Source organism: Microvirga lenta, from assembly GCF_020532555.1.
Classification (GTDB): Bacteria; Pseudomonadota; Alphaproteobacteria; order Rhizobiales; family Beijerinckiaceae; genus Microvirga; species Microvirga lenta.
Genome location: NZ_JAJBBR010000001.1, coordinates 31,122 through 49,197, shown reverse-complemented (window position 1 = coordinate 49,197; position 18,076 = coordinate 31,122). Strand labels below are relative to the sequence as shown.

The window sequence follows — 18,076 nt, the reverse complement described above, 5'->3', positions numbered from 1 at the left end:
TGTGCCACGTCTTCTCGCCGGCATCGTCTTCGTTCTCGTCTTCGCATTCGGCATCCCTGCGAGCGCGGCCGACCACCGGGAGACGGCGCTGCGGGCTGCGCGCGACTTCGTGCTGCCGCGCTACGAGGCGCTGGCCGCCGCCACGTCGGCCCAGGTCCGGGCATGGGCCGAATTCTGTAAGACATCGCCGCCGCGCGATCCGGCGGCTCTCGACGCGGCCTTCGGTGCCGCCGCGGATGCGTGGGCCCGCATCGAATTCCTGCGCTACGGCCCCATCGGGGCGGAGTTCCGCTTCGAGCGCATGGCCCATTGGCCGGAGCGCCGCAACGCCGTCTCGCGGGCGCTGTCGGGCCTCGTCGCCCGCCCGGATGCGGAGGTCTTCGCGCCGGAGCGCTTCCGGGAAACGAGCGTCGCCGGACAGGGGCTCTCGGCCCTGGAGCGGCTTCTGTTCGAGGACGAGACCCGTTCCGCTCTCCGTTCCGGCGCACCGCCCGCCGAGCGGCTTTGCCGGATCGGGCAGGCGATTGCGAACGCCCTGGCCTCGACCTCGCGCGATGTTGCCGACGAGTGGCGGCGCGACACCTTGCCGGCGCTGGAGAATGCAGGCGAGGCGCAGGCGCGCGAGGCGGTGACGCGCTTCGCGACGGAGCTGATGACCGGGCTGCAGGTCGTCGAGGAGCTCAAGCTCGGCGGCCCGCTCGGGCGCGGCATCGATGCGGCCCGTCCGAGCCTCGCCGAAATGTGGCGCAGCGGACGCGCGGCGCGGACGATCCGCCTCAACCTCGAAGCCGCGCGTGCGCTGGCGGCGGCGCTGCTCGGCCCGCAGGCGGACGGGGAGGGACGCACCGTCGTCGACACCATCGGAGGCGCGTCCCTGATCGCCGAAGGCACCCCGGAGGATCTCGGCGAGGCCGCGGCCGATCCGGCCCGGCGATCCCGCGTCGTCCTCCTTCGCGACGCCGTGGCCTCGGCCCGAGCGGTGACGGCGGCCGCTCTGCCGCCGATCCTGGACATCACGACGGGGTTCAATTCACTCGATGGCGATTGACCGCAGAAGCTTTCTCGCCGCCCTCGGAGCCGCAATCGGCGCGGGGCTCGCCCCGCGCGCCGCGCTGGCGGGAGAGCCCGTCTACGTGTCGGCCTGCGCGGACGCGGCGGGCGTTCACCACGTCGCGGCGTTCTCGCTCGACGGAAGCCTGCGCTTCGCGACGACTCTGCCCTCGCGGGGGCACGACATCACGCTGCGCCCTGGCGGACGCGAACTCGTCGTCTTCGCGCGCCGACCCGGCAACTGGCTCGCCGTGCTCGATCCCGGCAGCGGACACGTCCGAAAGGTGGTGCCTGCAGCGCCCGACCGGCACTTCTACGGCCACGGCACGTTCTCGCCCGACGGCCGGCTGCTCTTCGCCACGGAAAACCGCATTGTGACAGGTGAGGGGATCGTCGGAATCTACGACGCCGATGCCGGTTACGCCCGCATCGGCGAGATGGCCACGAACGGCCCCGGTCCGCACGATCTCGCCTTCCTGCCCGGCGGCGAGCGCCTCGTGATCGCCAATGGCGGCGTGCGCACGCACCCGGACAGCGGCCGCAAGGCCCTCAACGAAGGCGCCCTCGAACCGAGCCTGGCGCTTCTGCGCGCCGGAACCGGCGAGGTCGAGAGCGTGGTCGAGCTCGGGCGGGATCTTCGCAACCTCAGCATCCGGCATCTGGCCTGCGCGCCGGATGGCGAGACCGTGTTCGGGTGTCAGTTCAAGGGCGATCCGCTCGACATCGTCCCCCTGGTCGGGATTCTCACCGCCCGCGGCGAGACGATCCTTCTCGACATGCCGGAGGACGATCTCGCCTCGATGGCGAACTATGTCGGCTCCGTGTCCCTGGACCGATCGGGGGAGCTGATTGCCGCGACGAGCCCGCGTGGCAACGTCGTGGCGATCTGGGACAGGGCCTCGCGCCGCTATCTGGGACGCACGCGCATGTCGGACGTCTGCGGAGTGGCACCCGCACCGCAGAACACGGCCTTCCTCGTCACCTCGGGCAATGCGGGCGTCGGTCTGACGGGATTGGACCGGCAGTCCGTCGAGCGCGTCGGCGGCGATCTCGCCCGGTGGATCTGGGACAATCACGCCCGGCGCGTCGTTCCCTCGGTCTAGTCTCGGCCGCATCGAGGGAACGCCAAGCTCCGGCCGCACGTTGGCGGGTTACCGGAGCCTTTTGCCTGCCACCGTGAAGGGCTCTGGCCATGACAGAAGGGAGGCCAGTTTGGACGAGCTCACGACCATTGCCTATTGCGGCTCTCCTCCGGTGCCGGGTTCCGTGGCCTGGAACACGGATCCGATCCTGATCGGCATCCTGGCGGCCACCGCAGGCCTCTATGCCCTCGGATGCCGGAGAAGCACGACGGTGGACGGGCGCCGGCAGGCGAGCTTCTATCTGGGCTGGGCCATTCTCGCGGCGGCCCTCGTCTCGCCCCTGTGCAACCTGAGCGTGGCGCTCTTCTCGGCCAGGGTCGCGCAGCACATGATCCTGATCCTCCTGGCGGCGCCTCTCGTCGTGCTTGGGCAGCCGGGCGCAGCGCTTCGCGCCCTCGCTCCCGGATGGACGCTCGGACGGCTTGGCCATGCAGCGGAAAGGCACCTGCCTGCCATCGCCACAATCGGCTTCGCCGTCACGCTCTGGACCTGGCATCTGCCCGGCCCCTACGACGCCACGCTCCGGAGCGACATCGTCTACTGGATCATGCACCTGACCACCTTCGCGGCGGCGCTGGGGCTCTGGCACACCCTGTTCAGCCGCATGGAACGCGTCGGCTCCACCATCCTGGTCAGCTTCGCAACCACCATTCAGATGAGCCTCCTGGGCGCTCTCCTGACCCTGGCGCCGCGCCCGCTCTTCGAGCCGCATGCCGGCACGACCTGGCCCTGGGGTCTCTCGCCCCTGGACGACCAGCAGCTCGGCGGCGTGATCATGTGGGTGCCCGGTGGGTTGCTTTTCACCCTCTTCGGGCTGGCCGCCATCGCCGTCGGGCTGCAGCGCCTCGGCTCGGCGGGGCCGGACCCTGTGGTTCGCGGATCTTAAATTCCGCCCGGCGCCGGCTGAAGACGGCGCGGACGCGGGGCCGATTGCCATCTGAAAATCCGGGTCTCAGCCCGGGTTCGATCCCCAGGCAGCGGCCTTCGAGAGAAGCTAGATGCAAATCATTTGCAATTGCATTGACGACTGCAAATCATTTGCACTAGCATTGCAGAGTGACGGAAGCCGCGCCTGCGGCCTCGCGCCCGACCGGCCGGAGATGCCGGAAGAGGAGAGGACGAACCCGATGCCCCTGTCGAAGCGACGTTTCCTGGGTCTCGCCGCCGCGCTCGCCGCGCTGGCGGCCTTCTCGGGCGCCGTGCCTCCGGCCCGGGCGCAGGCCGGGCCGATCAAGGTCGTCGCCACGACGGGGATGATCGCCGATGCCGCCCGGCAGGTCGGGGGCGATCTGGTCGAGGTTAAGGCCCTCATGGGGCCGGGCGTCGATCCCCATTCCTACCGGCAGACGCGCACCGACATCGTCGCCATGATCAATGCCGACCTCGTGCTGTGGCATGGTCTCTACCTCGAAGCGCAGATGGAGGATTTCATGCGCGACCTCGGCCGCAAGCGCGCCGTGGTCGCGGTGGCCGAGGCGCTGCCGAAGGAGAAGCTTCAGGCTCACGACGATTACGCCAACAAGTTCGATCCCCATGTCTGGATGAATCCGGACCTGTGGTCGCACGTGGTCATCGCCGTTCGCGATGCGCTCATTGCGGCCAGGCCCGAGGCGAAGGCCACGTTCGAGGCCAATGCCGAGGCTCATCTGAAGGACCTGGCGGAACTCGCCGCCTATGCGAAGAAGGTGCTCGCCTCCGTTCCTGCCGAGAGCCGCGTGCTTCTCACCGCCCACGACGCCTTCAACTATTTCGGCGCGGCCTACGGTTTCGAGGTGCTCGGCATCCAGGGCATCTCCACCGAGAGCGAGGCGGGACTGAGCCGGATCTCCGAACTCGTGGACATGCTCGTCTCCCGCAAGGTCCGCGCCGTCTTCGTGGAGTCCTCCGTCTCCGACCGCAACATCCGCGCCCTCGTGGAGGGCGCCGCGGCGCGGGGCCACAAGGTTATCGTCGGCGGCGAGCTGTTCTCCGACGCCATGGGCGAGAACGGCACCTACGAGGGCACCTATCTCGGCATGATCGACCATAACGCGACGACCATCGCGCGGGCCCTTGGCGGCGAGGCGCCCGAACGCGGGATGCGCGGCCGTCTGTCGGTCGGAAGCTGAGAGGCCATGCCATGACAGCCGCCCCTGTTCGGATCGCCGCCGAGGAAGGACGAGCCATGCACGCGGCCCTTGCTGCCGATCATCCGCTCGTCGTCCAGGGCATGACGGTGTCCTATGGCGAAAGGCCCGCGGTCTTTTCCGTCGATGCGGCCGTACCGTCCGGGAGCATGGCCGCGATCATCGGCCCTAACGGAGCGGGCAAGTCGACGCTCCTCAAGGCCGCCCTCGGCATCGTGCCGCCGCTCTCGGGAACGGTGACGGTCTTCGGCCGACCCCTGGCGGAAGCCCGGAGCCGCATCGCCTATGTGCCCCAGCGGGCGAGCGTCGACTGGGATTTCCCGGCGCGGGTGATCGATGTCGTCCTCATGGGGCTGTACCGGGAACTCGGACTCCTCCGCGTGGTGCGGAGGCATCATCGCGAGAAGGCGCTCGCCTGCCTGGAGCGGGTCGGCATGGCCGATTTCGCGGCCCGCCAGATCGGCCAGCTCTCGGGCGGCCAGCAGCAGCGCGTGTTCCTGGCCCGGGCTCTCGCTCAGAATGCCGATCTCTATCTGCTCGACGAGCCGTTCGCCGGAGTCGATGCGGCCACGGAGAAAGCCATCATCGACGTGCTCAAATCGCTGAAGGCGGAAAGGCGCACGGTGGTCTGCGTCCACCACGATCTCGCAACCGTGGTGGATTATTTCGACCATGTGCTCCTCATCAACGTGCGCAAGATCGCCGAGGGGCCGGTGGCCACCACCTTCACGGCCGAAACCCTTCAGGCCACCTATGGCGGACGCCTGGCGACGACGCATATCGACCAGCTCAAGCTGCCCACGGCCTGAACCGATGCTCAGTCCTTTCGTGAGCGCTCTGCTGCTGCAATCGGGCTACAACGCCGCTCTGGTCGCGGTCGGGGCCGCGCTCCTCGGCATTGCGGCCGGAAGCGGCGGCGCCTTTCTGTTCCTGCGCAAGCGCGCGCTCGTGAGCGATGCGGTCGCCCATGCCACGCTTCCGGGCGTGGGGCTCGCCTTCATGGTCATGGTCGCCCTCGGCGGCGACGGGCGCAATCTCCTCGGTCTGCTGCTGGGCTCCGCGCTGTCGGCGAGCCTCGGCCTCCTGATCGTCGAGTGGATCACGCGCCGGACCCGTCTGGCCGAGGACGCGGCCATCGGCGCGGTCCTGTCCGTCTTCTTCGGCTTCGGCATCGTGCTTCTGACGGTCATCCAGACCATGTCCCGCGGCAAACAGGCGGGTCTTGAGGGCTTCCTGCTCGGCTCGACGGCCGGCATGCTGTTTCAGGACGCCGTCATCATCGCCATCGGCGGCGCCGGCGCCATCGCCACGATCGTCCTGCTGCGGCGGCCGATGACGCTGGTGGCCTTCGATGCGGAATTCGCTGCCGCCTCGGGCGTTTCCGTCCGCACCATCGACCTCGCGATGATGCTTCTCGTCATGGCCGTCACGGTCGTCGGGCTCAAGGTCGTCGGCCTCGTCCTCGTCGTCGCCATGCTCATCATCCCGTCGGTGACGGCGCGGTTCTGGACCGACCGGACCGACCGGCTGGTGGGCATTGCGGGTCTTGTCGGCGGCGCCTCCGGCTATGTCGGCGCAGCCTTCTCCGCGTCCGCGCCGCATCTGCCGACGGGGCCGATCATCGTGCTCGTCTGCTTCGCGCTGTTCCTCGCATCCCTCCTGGTCGCGCCCGTCCGGGGCGTGCTGGCCGCTCTCCTCCGCCGCCGGCGCTTTCAGGTGCTGGTGCATCGCCGCCAGGGCCTGCTCTCCCTTGCCCATGGGGAGCCGATCTTCGATCCGCTGACCCTCGCCGTGCTGCGCCGCTCCGGACTGATCCGCCGGGACGGCGTTCCGACCGAGGCCGGCAGGGCGCAGAGCGCGAAGGTGCTCCGCGACGAGCGGCGGTGGGACATCGCACGGCAGATCTACCAGGACGACGCGGTGTCCGGCCGGTACGACGGCCTGACGCCCATCGAGACGGTGCTGACGAGGGACGAGATCGCGGAGATCGACCGCCGCATCGGCAGCCCTTCGGTCGTGGGAGGGGCAGCCTGATGGGCGCCGAGTTTGTCCAGTTGAGCCTGACGCCCCTGGCGATCGGCGTTCTCGCCGCCATCGCCTGCGCCTTACCGGGCAATTTCATGATCCTGCGCCGGCAGGCTCTCATCGGCGATGCGATCAGCCATGTCGCCCTGCCGGGGATCGTCGTCGCCTTCCTGATCACCGGCACGATCGCCACCTGGCCGATGATGATCGGGGCCGCAGGCGCGGCCGTCGTGGCGGTGGTGCTGATCGAGGCGATCAGGCGGCTCGGCCGGGTCGAGCCGGGAGCGGCCATGGGCGTGACCTTCACGTCCCTGTTCGCGGCGGGTGTCCTGCTGCTGGAGCAGAGCGATACCAGTTCCGTGCATCTCGACGTGGAGCACGCGCTCTACGGCAACCTCGAAAGCCTGATCTGGCTGTCGGCGGAGGGCTGGGGCTCGCTCCTCGACCGGGAGGCGCTCGCCGATCTGCCGCCGGAACTCGGACGCATGGCGGCGGTGACCTTGCTCATCGCCGTGCTGACCGCCTTGTTCTGGCGCCCTTTGAAGCTCTCGACCTTCGACGAGGGATTTGCCGCCACCCTCGGCATCCGGACCGGGCTTCTGAGCCTTGCGTTGGTGATGACGGCCGCCGTCGCGGCGGTGGCGGCGTTCGACGCAGTCGGATCGATCATCGTGATCGCCATGTTCATCTGTCCGCCGGCCGCCGCGCGGCTCATGACCAACCGCCTGGAGGTGCAGGTGGCCTGGAGCCTGGTCTTCGCGACCCTGTCGGCGGTTCTGGGCTATGTGCTGGCGGGCTACGGGCCGCTCTGGCTCGGCGGCAACGATGCGGTCAGCGCGGCCGGGATGATCGCGACCGTATCGGGCGTGATCCTGGGACTGGCCTGCCTTTTCGCGCCGCACCGCTCGCGCATCGGCGCGCCGCGTGAAGCGGAGGGGTGAGGTGGAAGGTCAGGAGGCTGCCCAGTCGCGCCGTCGCGTCGACCCGGATCTGGGAGGTTTGCCGCCGATCGCCGCAACGGCATTCCGGCCGTCGGATTTCGCCCGGTAGAGAGCTTCGTCCGCTTCCCCGAGCAGGTGCTCGACCGTGCTGGCATTCGCGGTCGCGCACCCGACGCTGACCGTTGCCTGGATGGGCAGTCCCAGAACGGCTTCCGCGGCCGATGCGAATGACTGCCTGATGTCCTCCGCGACGGCTCGAGCCTCATTCCTGTCGAGAGGCAGAACCGCCGCGAACTCGTCGCCTCCCAGACGCCCGAAAGCCTTTCCGGGGACCTTTTCGCTGAGCGTTCGGCTGAAGATGCGCAGCGTCTGATCCCCAATGTCGTGGCCATGATGGTCGTTCAGGCCCTTGAACCGGTCGAGGTCGAACAGCAGGCAGCTCACGGGTTTCTGGCCCGCCGCCCTGATCAGGCCCGCGGCCCTGTCGAAGAAGGCGCGCCGGTTGGGAATGCCGGTCAGGGGATCGACGAGGGCGGCATGCTTGTAGGCAATCTCCATGCGCTCCTTGGCCATCGACAGGAAGATGAAGGCCAGGGCCGGCATGTAGACGACAAGGATGAGCGCCATCTCGGACGACCAGCGTTTGGCAAAGACGTCGATCCAGAACACCGAGGTCGCCGACACGCCGAGCACGCCCCGGAACGCATTGAAAACGGTCAGGCCGACGAGGAGGAAGACCGCTGCGAGCTGGGATGTCAGGCGGTGCGGTCCGTGTCGCCAGAGTTCCCAGGCCGAAAGTCCGGCATAGGTGCCTGCGATCAGGGACATGACGAGCAGTCGTGCCCCTGCATTGTCCAGGATGGCCAGGAACGCGACCAGCCAGACCACGAGGCCGACGACGAGCGACTGGAACGCGCCCGAACGGCCGTTGAACACCCTGCATCCCGAATAGAGGGCGCCGTAGGCCAGGGCCATGAAGCCGTTGGCGACGAGAAGCACCCTCATGCCGGGGGGTCTCTGGTCCAGGCTCACGAGAGCCATGCCGCAGAAGACGAGGACGAATGCGCTGCCCCACCAGGCGAGGGCGGTAATCGTGCGGTTGATGAGCCAGGCGAATAGAAGCAGGATTCCGAGGACCGCCGTCGTCAGAACGAACACGAAACCAAGCGTCGGTGGGTCTAAGTTCATTGGTGAAAAATGATTCGGTGAAACAGGTCGGGACGAGGCGGTTCCGGACTCTAGCGCGGGAAGCTGGCTCGATGCTTGTCTCCCGACGACCTCCGGGCCCGATTACAGCAAGTCGGCTTTCCCGGCTAGCCATAGGCAGGGATCGCGCATGCTGAACCTTACGAAAGCTTAATGTCAGCATTCAGTTTGCGTTCACTGGCCAGGAGCCAATTTCGTATCCGGCATAAGACATATCGATGCCTGTGGAGATAGTCGTGAAGAGAGTTGTTTCAGGTCTTTGTGCGTTGTCGCTCGCCTTTACTTTCGCAGGATCCGCGCTGTCGAGCGCGAATGCTGCACCGTTTCCAGCGATTTCTGGAAAGAGCGGTGATGATGCTGTCCAGCAGGTCCAGTTTCGCCGTGACGGCGACCGGGATCGGTTCGAGCGCCGCTTGGAGCGCCGGCGCTTCGAGCGTCGCTTCGAGCGGCCGCGGTTCGAGCATCGCGGCAGATGGGGCTACTACAACGGCCATCGCGGCTTCAGGGAGTACCGCCGTGGCTATCGCCACTACAATGGCTGGTGGTTCCCGCCGGCGGCTTTCGTTGCCGGTGCCATCATCGGCGGCGCCATTGCCAACCAGCCCGCGGTCGCAGCGCCCCCCATCTATGCTCCGGTCCGCCTGAGTGCGGCGCATGTGGCATGGTGCGAGCAGCGCTGGAAGTCCTACCGGGTATCGGACAACTCCTATCAACCCTATAACGGGCCGCGGCAGGCCTGCGTGTCGCCCTACGGCGGATAAGTCCCGAACAAGCGACTGATCGAGGCGGCTCATCGCGAGCCGCCTTTTTCTTGCGTCGGCGCGCCAGCCTTGACGATTCCGTGATGGGCGCCGTCCTTGACCGGCCGAGGAAGCGCTCCAGCCTCTATAGCGTCTCCCCGACTGCTGATAGGTGTCTCATGTCGAGACTGGCTGTCATTCTCCTCGCGATCCTGTTCGGCACGCCGGCCTGGTCTCAAACGAGACCGAACACCACGGCCATGAGTTGTGCCCAAGCGGCCGGTCTCGTGCGATCCCAGGGCGCGATCGTGCTGAACACCGGCCCCTACACCTATGACCGCTTCGTGAGCGGTGGCGGCTTCTGCGCGGTCACCGAAGGATACGAGACGGCCTGGGCTCCGACCGCCGACAATCCCCAATGCTTCGTCGGGTACCGGTGCCGAAGCGTCGCGCCGGGCCAGTCCAACCGGTAGGTTGCGGGCGAAGCGCCGTCGGCTCCTCCCGGCCGGGCGGAAAACGGTCCTTGGGCGATCGATCTTTTCCTCTATATGTGCGTGCCGTGCTGCGCGAACGGCCCCGCTTCCCTCGATGGAATCCTTGGATCAATCTGCCTCACCAAATCAGGATCTCGGCGAACGGGAGTTCCGCGAGCTTGCCGATTTCGCCCCCGTCATGATCTGGCGCTCGGGCCTCGACAAGCTGTGCGACTGGTTCAACAAGCCGTGGCTCGACTTCACCGGACGCCCGACACTTTCCAAGCCGATCGAAATCCGCAACCTCGAAGAGGCTTTGGAGAAAGTGCTCGGCCACTGAACCCGGAAAGCGCGATGTCTCAGGTGAACCCTGGCTTGCTGGGCAATCCGAGCCGCTTGAGCATCATCACGACGGGGCACATGCCCGTAAACGATGCCTGCACCAGGTGAGCGCCGAGAATGCCGGTGAGCCAGAGCCAGTTGAGGTTCACATAGACGGCGAGCAGGATGCTGACGATGATGAGCCCGCCCACCGTCAGAAGAATCGCGCGTTCGACTGTCATTGCATTGCCTCCGTCAGAGACCGACAGGGATCTTACACCGAAATGGGGGGACGGACAAAGGATACGCTTGTCCGTCCATACCCGTCTTCAGGGGCGCTCCTAGAGCAGGGCGTCCGCCCGCGCCGCCGCGAGGGCCTCGGCGTCCGAGATCGCACAGAGGAACGCTTCCTCGCAGTGCAGGACCTTGCCGCAGAGATTGCCCGTGCAGGCGGATTTCCCGTTGGAGCACTGCTTCCTCTTGGGGGCGGCGAAGCCGGTCCAGAGCGGCAGTCCCAGAGCCGTCCAGACTTCGACGAGAGCCGCGCTCAGAGCCGCGATCTGCTCGTCGGTGTGGAGCGGTGTGGGCGTGATGCGCAGGCGCTCGGTGCCGCGGGGCACGGTGGGATAGTTGATCGGCTGGATGTAGATCCCGTGCTTTTCGAGAAGCCGGTCGGTCGCGGCCTTGCAGGCTTCCGCATTGCCCACGATCACGGGCACGATATGCGTCGGCGTGTCGAGGAGCGGAAGCCCGGCGAGCGACAGGGCGTCCTTGGTCTTGGCGACCTGGAGATGCTGGCGCTGCCGCTCGATGGCTGAGCCCTTGAGGTGGCGGACGGAGGCGGTCGCCGCCGCCGCGACGGCGGGCGGCAAGGCGGAGGTGAAGATGAAGCCGGGCGCGAAGCTCCTTACCGCATCGACGATCGTCGCGGAGGCCGCAATGTATCCGCCCATGACGCCGAAGGCCTTGGCGAGCGTGCCCTCGATCACGTCGACCCGGTGCATGACGCCCTCGCGTTCGGCGATGCCGCCGCCCCGGGGGCCGTACATGCCGACCGCATGGACCTCGTCGAGATAGGTCATGGCGTGGTAGCGCTTGGCGAGATCGCAGATGGCGTGGATCGGCGCGATGTCCCCGTCCATGGAGTACACGCTCTCGAACACGATCAGCTTCGGCCGGTCCCCGGCCGCCTTGAGCAACTCCTCCAGGTGGGCGAGATCGTTGTGGCGGAAGATCTGCTTGTCGCAGCCGGACTGGCGCACGCCCTCGATCATCGAGTTGTGGTTGAGCGCGTCCGACAGGATCAGGCAGTTCGGGATGAGCTTGGCCAGGGTGGAGATGCCGGTCTGGTTCGAGACGTAGCCCGAGGTGAAGACGAGGGCCGCCTCCTTGCCGTGCAGGTCCGCAAGCTCGCTTTCGAGCGCAACCATGGGGTGGGACGTGCCGGAAATGTTGCGCGTGCCGCCAGCGCCGGCGCCCATGCGCTGTGCGGTTTCCGTCATGGCGCGCACCACGTCGGGGTGTTGCCCCATGCCCAGATAGTCGTTGGAACACCACACGGTGACCTCGCGCGGCCCGGCGGGGCCGTGCCACTGAGCGGCGGGAAAGTGTCCGGCCCTGCGCTCGAGGCCGGCGAAGACGCGGTAGCGCCCTTCGGCCTTGAGACGGTCGAGAGACGCCCGGAAGAAGCCGTCGTAGTCCGCGGCCCGAGGCGCGGCGTTCTGCGGCCGGCTTTCCTCTTCGATCCCGCCCGGGACCGGGAGCCAATGGGTTGGGTCGAGTTCGCGCATGAGGGTGGCGGCGTCCACCCATTTGCCGTCGAAGAAGCGGCTCGTCTGCCAGCCGGCGCCCGAGGCGCAGTGAACCAGGATCGTGCCGTTCGCTCCATCGTTCTTCGGTGCCGTCGCAATCGGTTGGGGCTTGCTCCAGTTGGCGTTCATTGTCGGTCCCTCCAGCTGAGGAAAAGCTTAGCACTCCCCTGACAGGCGCCCACGGACCAAGGACGGCGCAGAGGAGGGACTAAGGTCCGATGAAGGCGATAAACCAGCGGGCGTTAGGGGCCGAGGGAGCCTGAGACTTGCGCAAACGGTCAAGCTTCGTCATCTCTCCCGCGCTCGCCGGAACCGCAAGGATTCCGGCTGGGCTGATTCCCTCCTCACGGACCTGACCGACCATGTCGCATCACCGCGAATTCCCGCCGCTGTCCGGCGCTTCCGCCTTGAAGCCCCTTCCATCGTTGATCTTCGGCTCCCGCTGGCTGCAACTGCCGCTCTATCTCGGGCTCATCGTGGCGCAGGGCGTCTACGTTTTTCTGTTCCTGAAAGAGCTCTGGCACCTCGTGCTGCACGCGACCGAATTCACCGAGCAGCAGATCATGCTGGTGGTGCTCGGGCTGATCGACGTGGTGATGATCTCGAACCTTCTGATGATGGTCATCGTCGGCGGATACGAGACCTTCGTGTCGCGCCTGCGGCTGCACGAGCATCCGGACCAGCCCGAATGGCTGGGCCATGTGAATGCGAGCGTCCTCAAGATCAAGCTCGCCATGGCCATCATCGGCATTTCGTCGATCCACCTGCTGCGGACTTTCATCGAGGCGGGTCATGTCGGCGTCCCCGGCAAGAGCAACTACACGGAAACCGGCATCATCCTCCAGACCGTGATCCACGCGGTCTTCATCCTCTCCGCCATCGGCATCGCCTATGTCGACAGGATGTCGGCCTCCACGCCCGACAAGGCTCACTGACCGGACGCGGCGAGGGCGGGGCCGCATCTCGCGCCCCGCCGGAATGGGATGTCAGCGCCACAGGCCGCCGAGGGGGAGCAGCGGATCGTCTTCCTCCGGGATCCGGAGCGGCTGCGGTTCGGCGGCGGGGAGCAGGCTCAGCACGAACGCCCTCGCGATGCGAAGAGAGAGAAGCGTCTTCATCGGCCACCTCCTTCGATGGATGGGCCGGAGGCTAGCGCAGGCTCGGTGCCGCGACTGTGACCGACCTCACTTCGGGGCGGCGGGTGGAACGTTCCGGCGCGGAGCCCTAGAACAGGGAGATGTCAGAGGACCGTCCCAGCCCGCCGCGCCGTTCGAGATTGCTGCCGGTGATCGTCGGGCGGCTCCTGATCGCGGCCCTTGCCGGCTTGGCGCTCGTGTCGGGCCTCGTCTGGACGGGGACCATCGTCGTTCCCGACCGCTTCAACCCCTTCGCGCCGCTGCGTATCGCGGATGCGCCGAACTGGCTGACGCGCATGAAGCTCTCGCGCCTGGAGGACAAGGCCGGCCAGTGCCTCGCGGTGATCGAGAACTCTCCCCTGCGGTTCAGCCCCGTGCCGGACCAGGTGCTCGGCGAGGGCTGCGGCTTCGCCAACGCGGTCGAGGTGGCGCACTCGACCGTCGACTTCAGCCGCAGCTTCACGGCCACCTGTCCGCTCGCCGCCGCCTGGGCCCTCCTGGAAACCCATGTGCTGCAGGATGCGGCCCGGCAGCATCTGGGCCAGGAGGTGGCGAGCGTCATCCATTTCGGCACCTATGCGTGCCGCAACATCAATCATCGTGCCTCGGGGCGGCGAAGCGAGCATGCGACGGCCAACGCCATCGACATCGCCGGCTTCGTCCTGGCCGACGGGCGGAAGATCACGCTCCTCGACGATTGGAGCGGTTCCGACCCGCGAGAAGCCGCCTTCCTCCGGGCGGTGCGGGACGGGGCCTGCCGCTTCTTCGACGTGGTGCTGAGCCCCGACTACAACGAGGCGCACCGGGATCATTTCCACTTCGACATGGGTCCCTACGACACCTGCCGCTGACCGGGATCACCGCCCTCCGGACACGTCGAGCAGGGCGCCGCTGACATAGGAGGACGCGTCGCTGAGCAGCCAGACGATGGCCTCGGCGATCTCCTCCGGCCGTCCGGCGCGTCCGAAGGGCGTCGTCGCCCCGACGCGCTGGGCCCGGTCGGGCTGGCCCCCGCTCGCGTGGATGTCCGTTTCGGTGACGCCCGGTCGAACCGAGTTCACGCGCACGCCCTCGGCGCCGAGCTCCTTGGACAGGCCCAGGGCCAGGGTGTCGACGGCGGCCTTCGAGCCGGCATAATCCACATATTCGAAGGGCGAGCCGAAGCGCGCGGCGATGGAGGAGACCAGCACCAGGGAGCCGCCCCGGCCGCCGCGGCCCTTCGAGAGCCGCCGCGCCGCCTCGCGGGCGCAGAGATAGGCGCCGAGGACGTTCACCTCGAACATCCGGCGCATGCGCTCTCCGCTCATGTCGGCCAGCGCCTGCGGCGGGCCCACGATGCCTGCATTCGCCACCACCCCGTCGAGCGGACCGAGCGCCTGCTCCACCTGGTCGAACATGGCGACCACGTCGGCCTCGACGGCCACGTCGCCCTGGATGGCGACGGCCCGGCCGCCGGAGCGGGTGACGAGATCGACCACCTCGTCCGCCGCCGATCTGTTCTGGGTGTAGTTCACGCCCACGGACCAGCCTCTCTCGCCGGCCAGAAGGGCCGCCGACCGGCCGATGCCGCGGCTGGCGCCCGTGATCAGGATCGTCTTCATCTCCGCCCTCCAGGTTCTCGAAACCGGAGGCGACCTTAGCAGCGATGCCGCCGCCGATCACCTGACGGCTCAGCTTGAAGCGTGCGGGTCATGACGGAATTGGCAGGGGAGGCAGGAGTCGAACTTGCACCCTCCGGCTTTGGAGGCCGGCGCTCTACCGCTTGAGCTACTCCCCTGCAGAGGATGACGTAACGTATACGACGTCGAACGGCATCCTAATCCGGCGGGACCGTTCTTTTAGGAGAAGCGGAGGGGCCTTGTCAGTTCGTACATTCCCGTACGGGGTTGCATGGCGGCACGGGGCCCCTCGTGGTATCGATGGGCAGGCATCGCATGGGAGGCCCGCATGACGATCCGGCGCCGCACTCTTCTCATAGGGATGGCCCTCGCGGCCGCGAGCCCCGCCGCTCGAGCCCAGCAGGCGGCCGGGACGCCAGGGACGGGCACGGCCGCCGCCGATATCGCCGCGCCCCAAGGCCTTCCGGAGATCGGCAAGTGGATGCTGACCGCGCAAGGGGTGCCGTCGGACTGGCTCGGAGAGATCTTCGAGGGCAAGAACCTGCGCGAGCCCATCAACGTGATCATCCTCGACGAGGGCGCGACGAGCGCGGAGGACGCCAAGGCCCGCCTCACCGCAGCGGCCGCGAAGGCGGGGTACCCGGTCCGGTTCGGGCATTCCACCGGCTACCAGGGCTCAATCGGCGGAAGGCTCTATGCCCAGCTTCCCCAGGGCCGGGACGACGCCTTCTCCAACAACGTGTTCGAGCTCGACAACAACCACGGACGGATCTTCGGCCCCCATAGGATGGGCGACGCCTATGTCTTCACCGCCGCCTTCAGCCGCGAGGACGTGGCGCCGTTCCGGGCGGTGCGCCATCGCTACGCCTCCTTCAACCAGGCGCGGGACAGCTTCACCCAGAGCCTCGACCGGACGACCGGCTACAAGGTGGCGCGTTTCGTGAACCTGGACAACGCCCTGATCGGCGACCCGAAGTTCACGACCGGCGACCATGACGGGATTGCGGTTCTGCTGCGGGCGGGGCGATAGGGATCTCCGCTCGAGAGCCAAACATCCACCACACTGTGCAGCGCCTTCACCACCATCAGCTAATGCACCTGATGGGCTCATAATGCTCCTTTGAGGTGCAGGGGGGTTGCAGATGCAACCCCCTGAAGCAGAGTTGGCCTGGAAAGCACCCTCGTGCTCCGTTTCACAGGGCTGCGGGAGTGGCAGAAGGGGGATACAGTGAGAAACATTAAATACAACCCCATACACAGTAAAGTCATAGATCATGATGTAGGGCTGCAATAAGCTGGAATTGAACGGCTGTGTCTATGAACACTTAATGGTGCGACAATTGATGCACAATAAAAAATCATAAAAGATTTTTTGGGTGGTGGCGCTCTATTTGGAAAGGGCGGTAGTTTTGGGTATGGATTCGAAACGGAGATACTCCATGACTACTCTGCCATCGACCAGCCCATGGGGCGACGAGCTGCCGGTCGGCGTCCGCTTCAAAGCCGCGACCGGGACCAGTGATGTTGCGCTGCAAGAGGTCCTGATCCGCCAGATCATTGACGCCCTCCCGGCTTCGCAAAAGAGGCATCCGGCCGATCAGGCATCGCTGGCGGATGCCGCCCTTGCGGCTTTGACAGAACTGCAGCCGAAGGATTCCAGTGACGGCCTGCTGGGTGCAGGGATTGTCACCGCGCATTTTGCCGCCATGGATTGCTTGAAGCAGGCAATGGATGTGGGGCAGTTGCCGCATGTCCGGGACATGAACCTGCGGCATGCGGAGAGGCTGCTGAGGAATTACCTGCAACTGCAGGAGGCCTACGATCGCCGCCGCGGGCGGGGCCTGGCCCACGTCACAGCCGGCAATTTCCTGACCGTGCAGCCTGGTGGGCAGGCCGTGGTCCGGATGGATGCGCAGGTGGGGCAAGCAACGACTGATGTCGATGCGCCTGCCCCCCTCCACGAGCATCACCGCGATGAGATCGGCGCTATCGACGGATCAGCCGGTGTCGTCAAAGACGAGAGGATCAGGGGCTCCGCGGTGTCCGTATCTCAGGACGAGCGAATCAGGCGGTCGCCTGGGCCGTCGGACGAGAGGATCGTCCGTCGTGGCTGATCATGTGCGCAACACGGGGCCGATGCGGAGCAGCCTGCGGTGCGGTGCCAGGACCCGGTCTGGCATGTCGTGTCAGGCCCCCGCGGTGAGGGGCAAGCGGCGCTGCCGGATGCACGGTGGGGCATCCGGGACGGGAGCACCCCAGGGCAATCGCAATGCCCTGACGCATGGGCTGTCGACGCGGGAGATGATTGAACGGCGCAAGGCGGTGAACGCGATGCTGAGGCGCTCGCGCCATATTTTGGGGGAGATTGACTGAACCCACCAGCGGCGTGTGGCGGACGGGTGCTTTGTCGGAGCCCGGTCTCGTTGCGCACGCCACCTTGCTTGGATGCGCTTGCTTTCTGGGCGCAGCGTCATTCAGGTTGACGTAAACGGATCGGCAGCTGGTGTCTCTCGCCCAGGGCGGAGGCCGGAAAGGATGACCCATGTCGCATTGGCGGCAGAGGTACGGGACGCGATTGAAAGGCAGTATTGGAGCGGAGTCGCACTGACTGCGATCGCCAGGGCCTTCAAGGTGTTCCGTGCGAGGATCAAGTGGACAGCTGACGCGTTGGGCTGGGCCCGTGGTCAGGCGGGCGCGAACGGGAAATCCATCGGTTCATGGCGGGGTGGGGAGGAGGCTGCTAATTAGGGCCTCTGTCGCCCGTCAGCGCAGCGTGCTCATCGAACAGCAAAGGCTGGCATGGATTCATATCTCTGCCGTGCGAGAGAACGCCTATCGCTTCCTCCGCGGCGAAGAGCCCCGGACTATCAGGGGCCTTGCGACCGATGGCAGCCAGGGCCGTGTCTCCGTCACGAGGAAGCTGCTCACGATGGCCGAACGGGATGCCAATGCGCTAATGCGGGCACAAGAGGGTCAGCGGCGGGCGTATGGGTTCGTCTACAAGCAGGAGGCCAGCACGAAGGAAGAGGCGAAGGCGCGGGAAGAACGGCGCAAAATGGTCATGTCGCTCCTCGCGGGCCTCGTACGATTCAAGCGGCTGCAGGCGAACTGACCATGCTACCAAGGAGGCTGCGAACGGGCTCTCATTTCTGAGAACCCGTCTGCGCCCGAAATCAGGGAGAATGCCTCCTGATCCAGAGGGATGGAGACGGGAGGCCATCAGGGCTCCCACGCGATGTTATCCCTCGCGGGCCTGACGCCTTTGCCAGGGCGTCAGAGGGGCAGATTGCATGAATAGCCGCAACGGCCGCGCCGCTGTGATCGTGAGACCCGATGGGATCGATCGTCGCCGGTGATCTGCTGGCTTCCGCAGACACCGATGGCGGCGTCCCGCGCGATGTGGCTCCAACGGGCTGTTCATCGGGGCTGTGCTCTTCCCGGTGATCGCGGCAACCGCGTTCATCTCGGATGCCTCATACAAACGGG

The 18,076-nt window shown here is 66.7% G+C and carries 21 protein-coding genes and 1 tRNA gene; 16 read left to right on the top strand and 6 right to left on the bottom strand.

What is annotated here, in order from left to right; genetic code table 11:
- Nucleotide 1 precedes the first annotated feature (1 nt).
- The 7 genes from LGR44_RS00255 to LGR44_RS00225 all read left to right on the top strand — a co-directional run bounded on the left by LGR44_RS00255 (nt 2) and on the right by LGR44_RS00225 (nt 7,284).
- Nucleotides 2–1,048: an imelysin family protein gene (locus tag LGR44_RS00255; protein WP_226735980.1), complete on the top strand. Its 1,047-nt coding sequence runs from the start codon at nt 2–4 to the stop codon at nt 1,046–1,048.
- On the top strand, nt 1,038–2,153 hold the full coding sequence (locus LGR44_RS00250) for a DUF1513 domain-containing protein (RefSeq protein WP_226735978.1): 1,116 nt from the start codon (nt 1,038–1,040) through the stop codon (nt 2,151–2,153). The genes LGR44_RS00255 and LGR44_RS00250 overlap by 11 nt, the downstream gene beginning before the upstream one ends.
- Nucleotides 2,154–2,262: 109 nt before the next feature.
- Nucleotides 2,263–3,078 (top strand): cytochrome c oxidase assembly protein, encoded by an 816-nt coding sequence (locus LGR44_RS00245; protein ID WP_226735976.1) that lies wholly within the window; start codon nt 2,263–2,265, stop codon nt 3,076–3,078.
- A 241-nt stretch (nt 3,079–3,319) separates the two neighbouring features.
- Nucleotides 3,320–4,300: a metal ABC transporter solute-binding protein, Zn/Mn family gene (locus tag LGR44_RS00240; RefSeq protein ID WP_226735974.1), complete on the top strand. Its 981-nt coding sequence runs from the start codon at nt 3,320–3,322 to the stop codon at nt 4,298–4,300.
- Nucleotides 4,301–4,311: 11 nt separating this feature from the next.
- Nucleotides 4,312–5,127, top strand: a complete 816-nt coding sequence (locus LGR44_RS00235) for a metal ABC transporter ATP-binding protein (RefSeq protein WP_319004788.1) — start codon at nt 4,312–4,314, stop codon at nt 5,125–5,127.
- A 19-nt stretch (nt 5,128–5,146) separates the two neighbouring features.
- On the top strand, nt 5,147–6,352 hold the full coding sequence (locus LGR44_RS00230) for a metal ABC transporter permease (protein WP_226735972.1): 1,206 nt from the start codon (nt 5,147–5,149) through the stop codon (nt 6,350–6,352).
- The gene (locus tag LGR44_RS00225) at nt 6,352–7,284 is read left to right on the top strand and encodes a metal ABC transporter permease (protein WP_226735970.1); all 933 of its coding nucleotides are present in this window, start codon (nt 6,352–6,354) and stop codon (nt 7,282–7,284) included. The genes LGR44_RS00230 and LGR44_RS00225 overlap by 1 nt, the downstream gene beginning before the upstream one ends.
- Nucleotides 7,285–7,293: 9 nt before the next feature.
- Here the strand turns inward: LGR44_RS00225 and LGR44_RS00220 are convergent, their stop codons facing one another.
- The gene (locus tag LGR44_RS00220; RefSeq protein WP_226735968.1) at nt 7,294–8,472 is read right to left on the bottom strand and encodes a GGDEF domain-containing protein; all 1,179 of its coding nucleotides are present in this window, start codon (nt 8,470–8,472) and stop codon (nt 7,294–7,296) included.
- A 254-nt stretch (nt 8,473–8,726) separates the two neighbouring features.
- On the opposite strand from LGR44_RS00220, the gene LGR44_RS00215 reads away from it, so the two are divergent.
- The 3 genes from LGR44_RS00215 (at nt 8,727) to LGR44_RS00205 (ending at nt 10,043) form a co-directional block, all read left to right on the top strand.
- Nucleotides 8,727–9,251: a BA14K family protein gene (locus LGR44_RS00215; RefSeq protein ID WP_404809895.1), complete on the top strand. Its 525-nt coding sequence runs from the start codon at nt 8,727–8,729 to the stop codon at nt 9,249–9,251.
- Nucleotides 9,252–9,409: 158 nt separating this feature from the next.
- Nucleotides 9,410–9,703: a hypothetical protein gene (locus LGR44_RS00210; RefSeq protein WP_226735966.1), complete on the top strand. Its 294-nt coding sequence runs from the start codon at nt 9,410–9,412 to the stop codon at nt 9,701–9,703.
- Between the two features lie 124 nt (nt 9,704–9,827).
- Nucleotides 9,828–10,043 carry a single stranded DNA-binding domain-containing protein gene (locus LGR44_RS00205; RefSeq protein ID WP_226735964.1) on the top strand — a complete coding sequence of 72 codons (216 nt, stop codon included), beginning with the start codon at nt 9,828–9,830 and terminating at the stop codon, nt 10,041–10,043.
- 19 nt (nt 10,044–10,062) lie between these two features.
- Here the strand turns inward: LGR44_RS00205 and LGR44_RS00200 are convergent, their stop codons facing one another.
- Both LGR44_RS00200 and hemA read right to left on the bottom strand, forming a co-directional pair.
- Entirely contained in the window at nt 10,063–10,266 is a 204-nt protein-coding gene (locus LGR44_RS00200; protein WP_226735962.1) for a YgaP family membrane protein, read from the bottom strand.
- Between the two features lie 99 nt (nt 10,267–10,365).
- On the bottom strand, nt 10,366–11,964 hold the full coding sequence (hemA, locus tag LGR44_RS00195) for a 5-aminolevulinate synthase (RefSeq protein ID WP_226735960.1): 1,599 nt from the start codon (nt 11,962–11,964) through the stop codon (nt 10,366–10,368).
- 233 nt (nt 11,965–12,197) lie between these two features.
- Between hemA and LGR44_RS00190 the strand changes: the two genes are divergently transcribed.
- Nucleotides 12,198–12,770, top strand: a complete 573-nt coding sequence (locus LGR44_RS00190) for a TIGR00645 family protein (protein WP_226735957.1) — start codon at nt 12,198–12,200, stop codon at nt 12,768–12,770.
- A gap of 51 nt (nt 12,771–12,821) precedes the next feature.
- On the opposite strand, the gene LGR44_RS21680 is transcribed toward LGR44_RS00190, so the two are convergent.
- Entirely contained in the window at nt 12,822–12,953 is a 132-nt protein-coding gene (locus LGR44_RS21680) for a hypothetical protein (protein ID WP_264196253.1), read from the bottom strand.
- A 119-nt stretch (nt 12,954–13,072) separates the two neighbouring features.
- Here LGR44_RS21680 and LGR44_RS00185 point away from each other — a divergent pair, with 119 nt between their 5' ends.
- Nucleotides 13,073–13,822 (top strand): extensin-like domain-containing protein, encoded by a 750-nt coding sequence (locus LGR44_RS00185; protein ID WP_226735955.1) that lies wholly within the window; start codon nt 13,073–13,075, stop codon nt 13,820–13,822.
- A gap of 6 nt (nt 13,823–13,828) precedes the next feature.
- On the opposite strand, the gene LGR44_RS00180 is transcribed toward LGR44_RS00185, so the two are convergent.
- Nucleotides 13,829–14,572, bottom strand: coding sequence for an SDR family oxidoreductase (locus LGR44_RS00180; RefSeq protein WP_226735953.1), 744 nt, complete (start codon nt 14,570–14,572; stop codon nt 13,829–13,831).
- A gap of 100 nt (nt 14,573–14,672) precedes the next feature.
- A tRNA-Trp gene (locus LGR44_RS00175) sits at nt 14,673–14,748 on the bottom strand.
- A gap of 170 nt (nt 14,749–14,918) precedes the next feature.
- Here LGR44_RS00175 and LGR44_RS00170 point away from each other — a divergent pair.
- The 4 genes from LGR44_RS00170 to LGR44_RS00160 all read left to right on the top strand — a co-directional run bounded on the left by LGR44_RS00170 (nt 14,919) and on the right by LGR44_RS00160 (nt 17,702).
- Nucleotides 14,919–15,620, top strand: coding sequence for a hypothetical protein (locus LGR44_RS00170; protein WP_226735951.1), 702 nt, complete (start codon nt 14,919–14,921; stop codon nt 15,618–15,620).
- Between the two features lie 409 nt (nt 15,621–16,029).
- The gene (locus LGR44_RS00165) at nt 16,030–16,704 is read left to right on the top strand and encodes a hypothetical protein (protein WP_226735949.1); all 675 of its coding nucleotides are present in this window, start codon (nt 16,030–16,032) and stop codon (nt 16,702–16,704) included.
- A 22-nt stretch (nt 16,705–16,726) separates the two neighbouring features.
- Nucleotides 16,727–16,963: an HGGxSTG domain-containing protein gene (locus LGR44_RS21875; protein WP_319004805.1), complete on the top strand. Its 237-nt coding sequence runs from the start codon at nt 16,727–16,729 to the stop codon at nt 16,961–16,963.
- A 400-nt stretch (nt 16,964–17,363) separates the two neighbouring features.
- The gene (locus LGR44_RS00160) at nt 17,364–17,702 is read left to right on the top strand and encodes a hypothetical protein (RefSeq protein ID WP_226735947.1); all 339 of its coding nucleotides are present in this window, start codon (nt 17,364–17,366) and stop codon (nt 17,700–17,702) included.
- Nucleotides 17,703–18,076 lie beyond the last annotated feature (374 nt).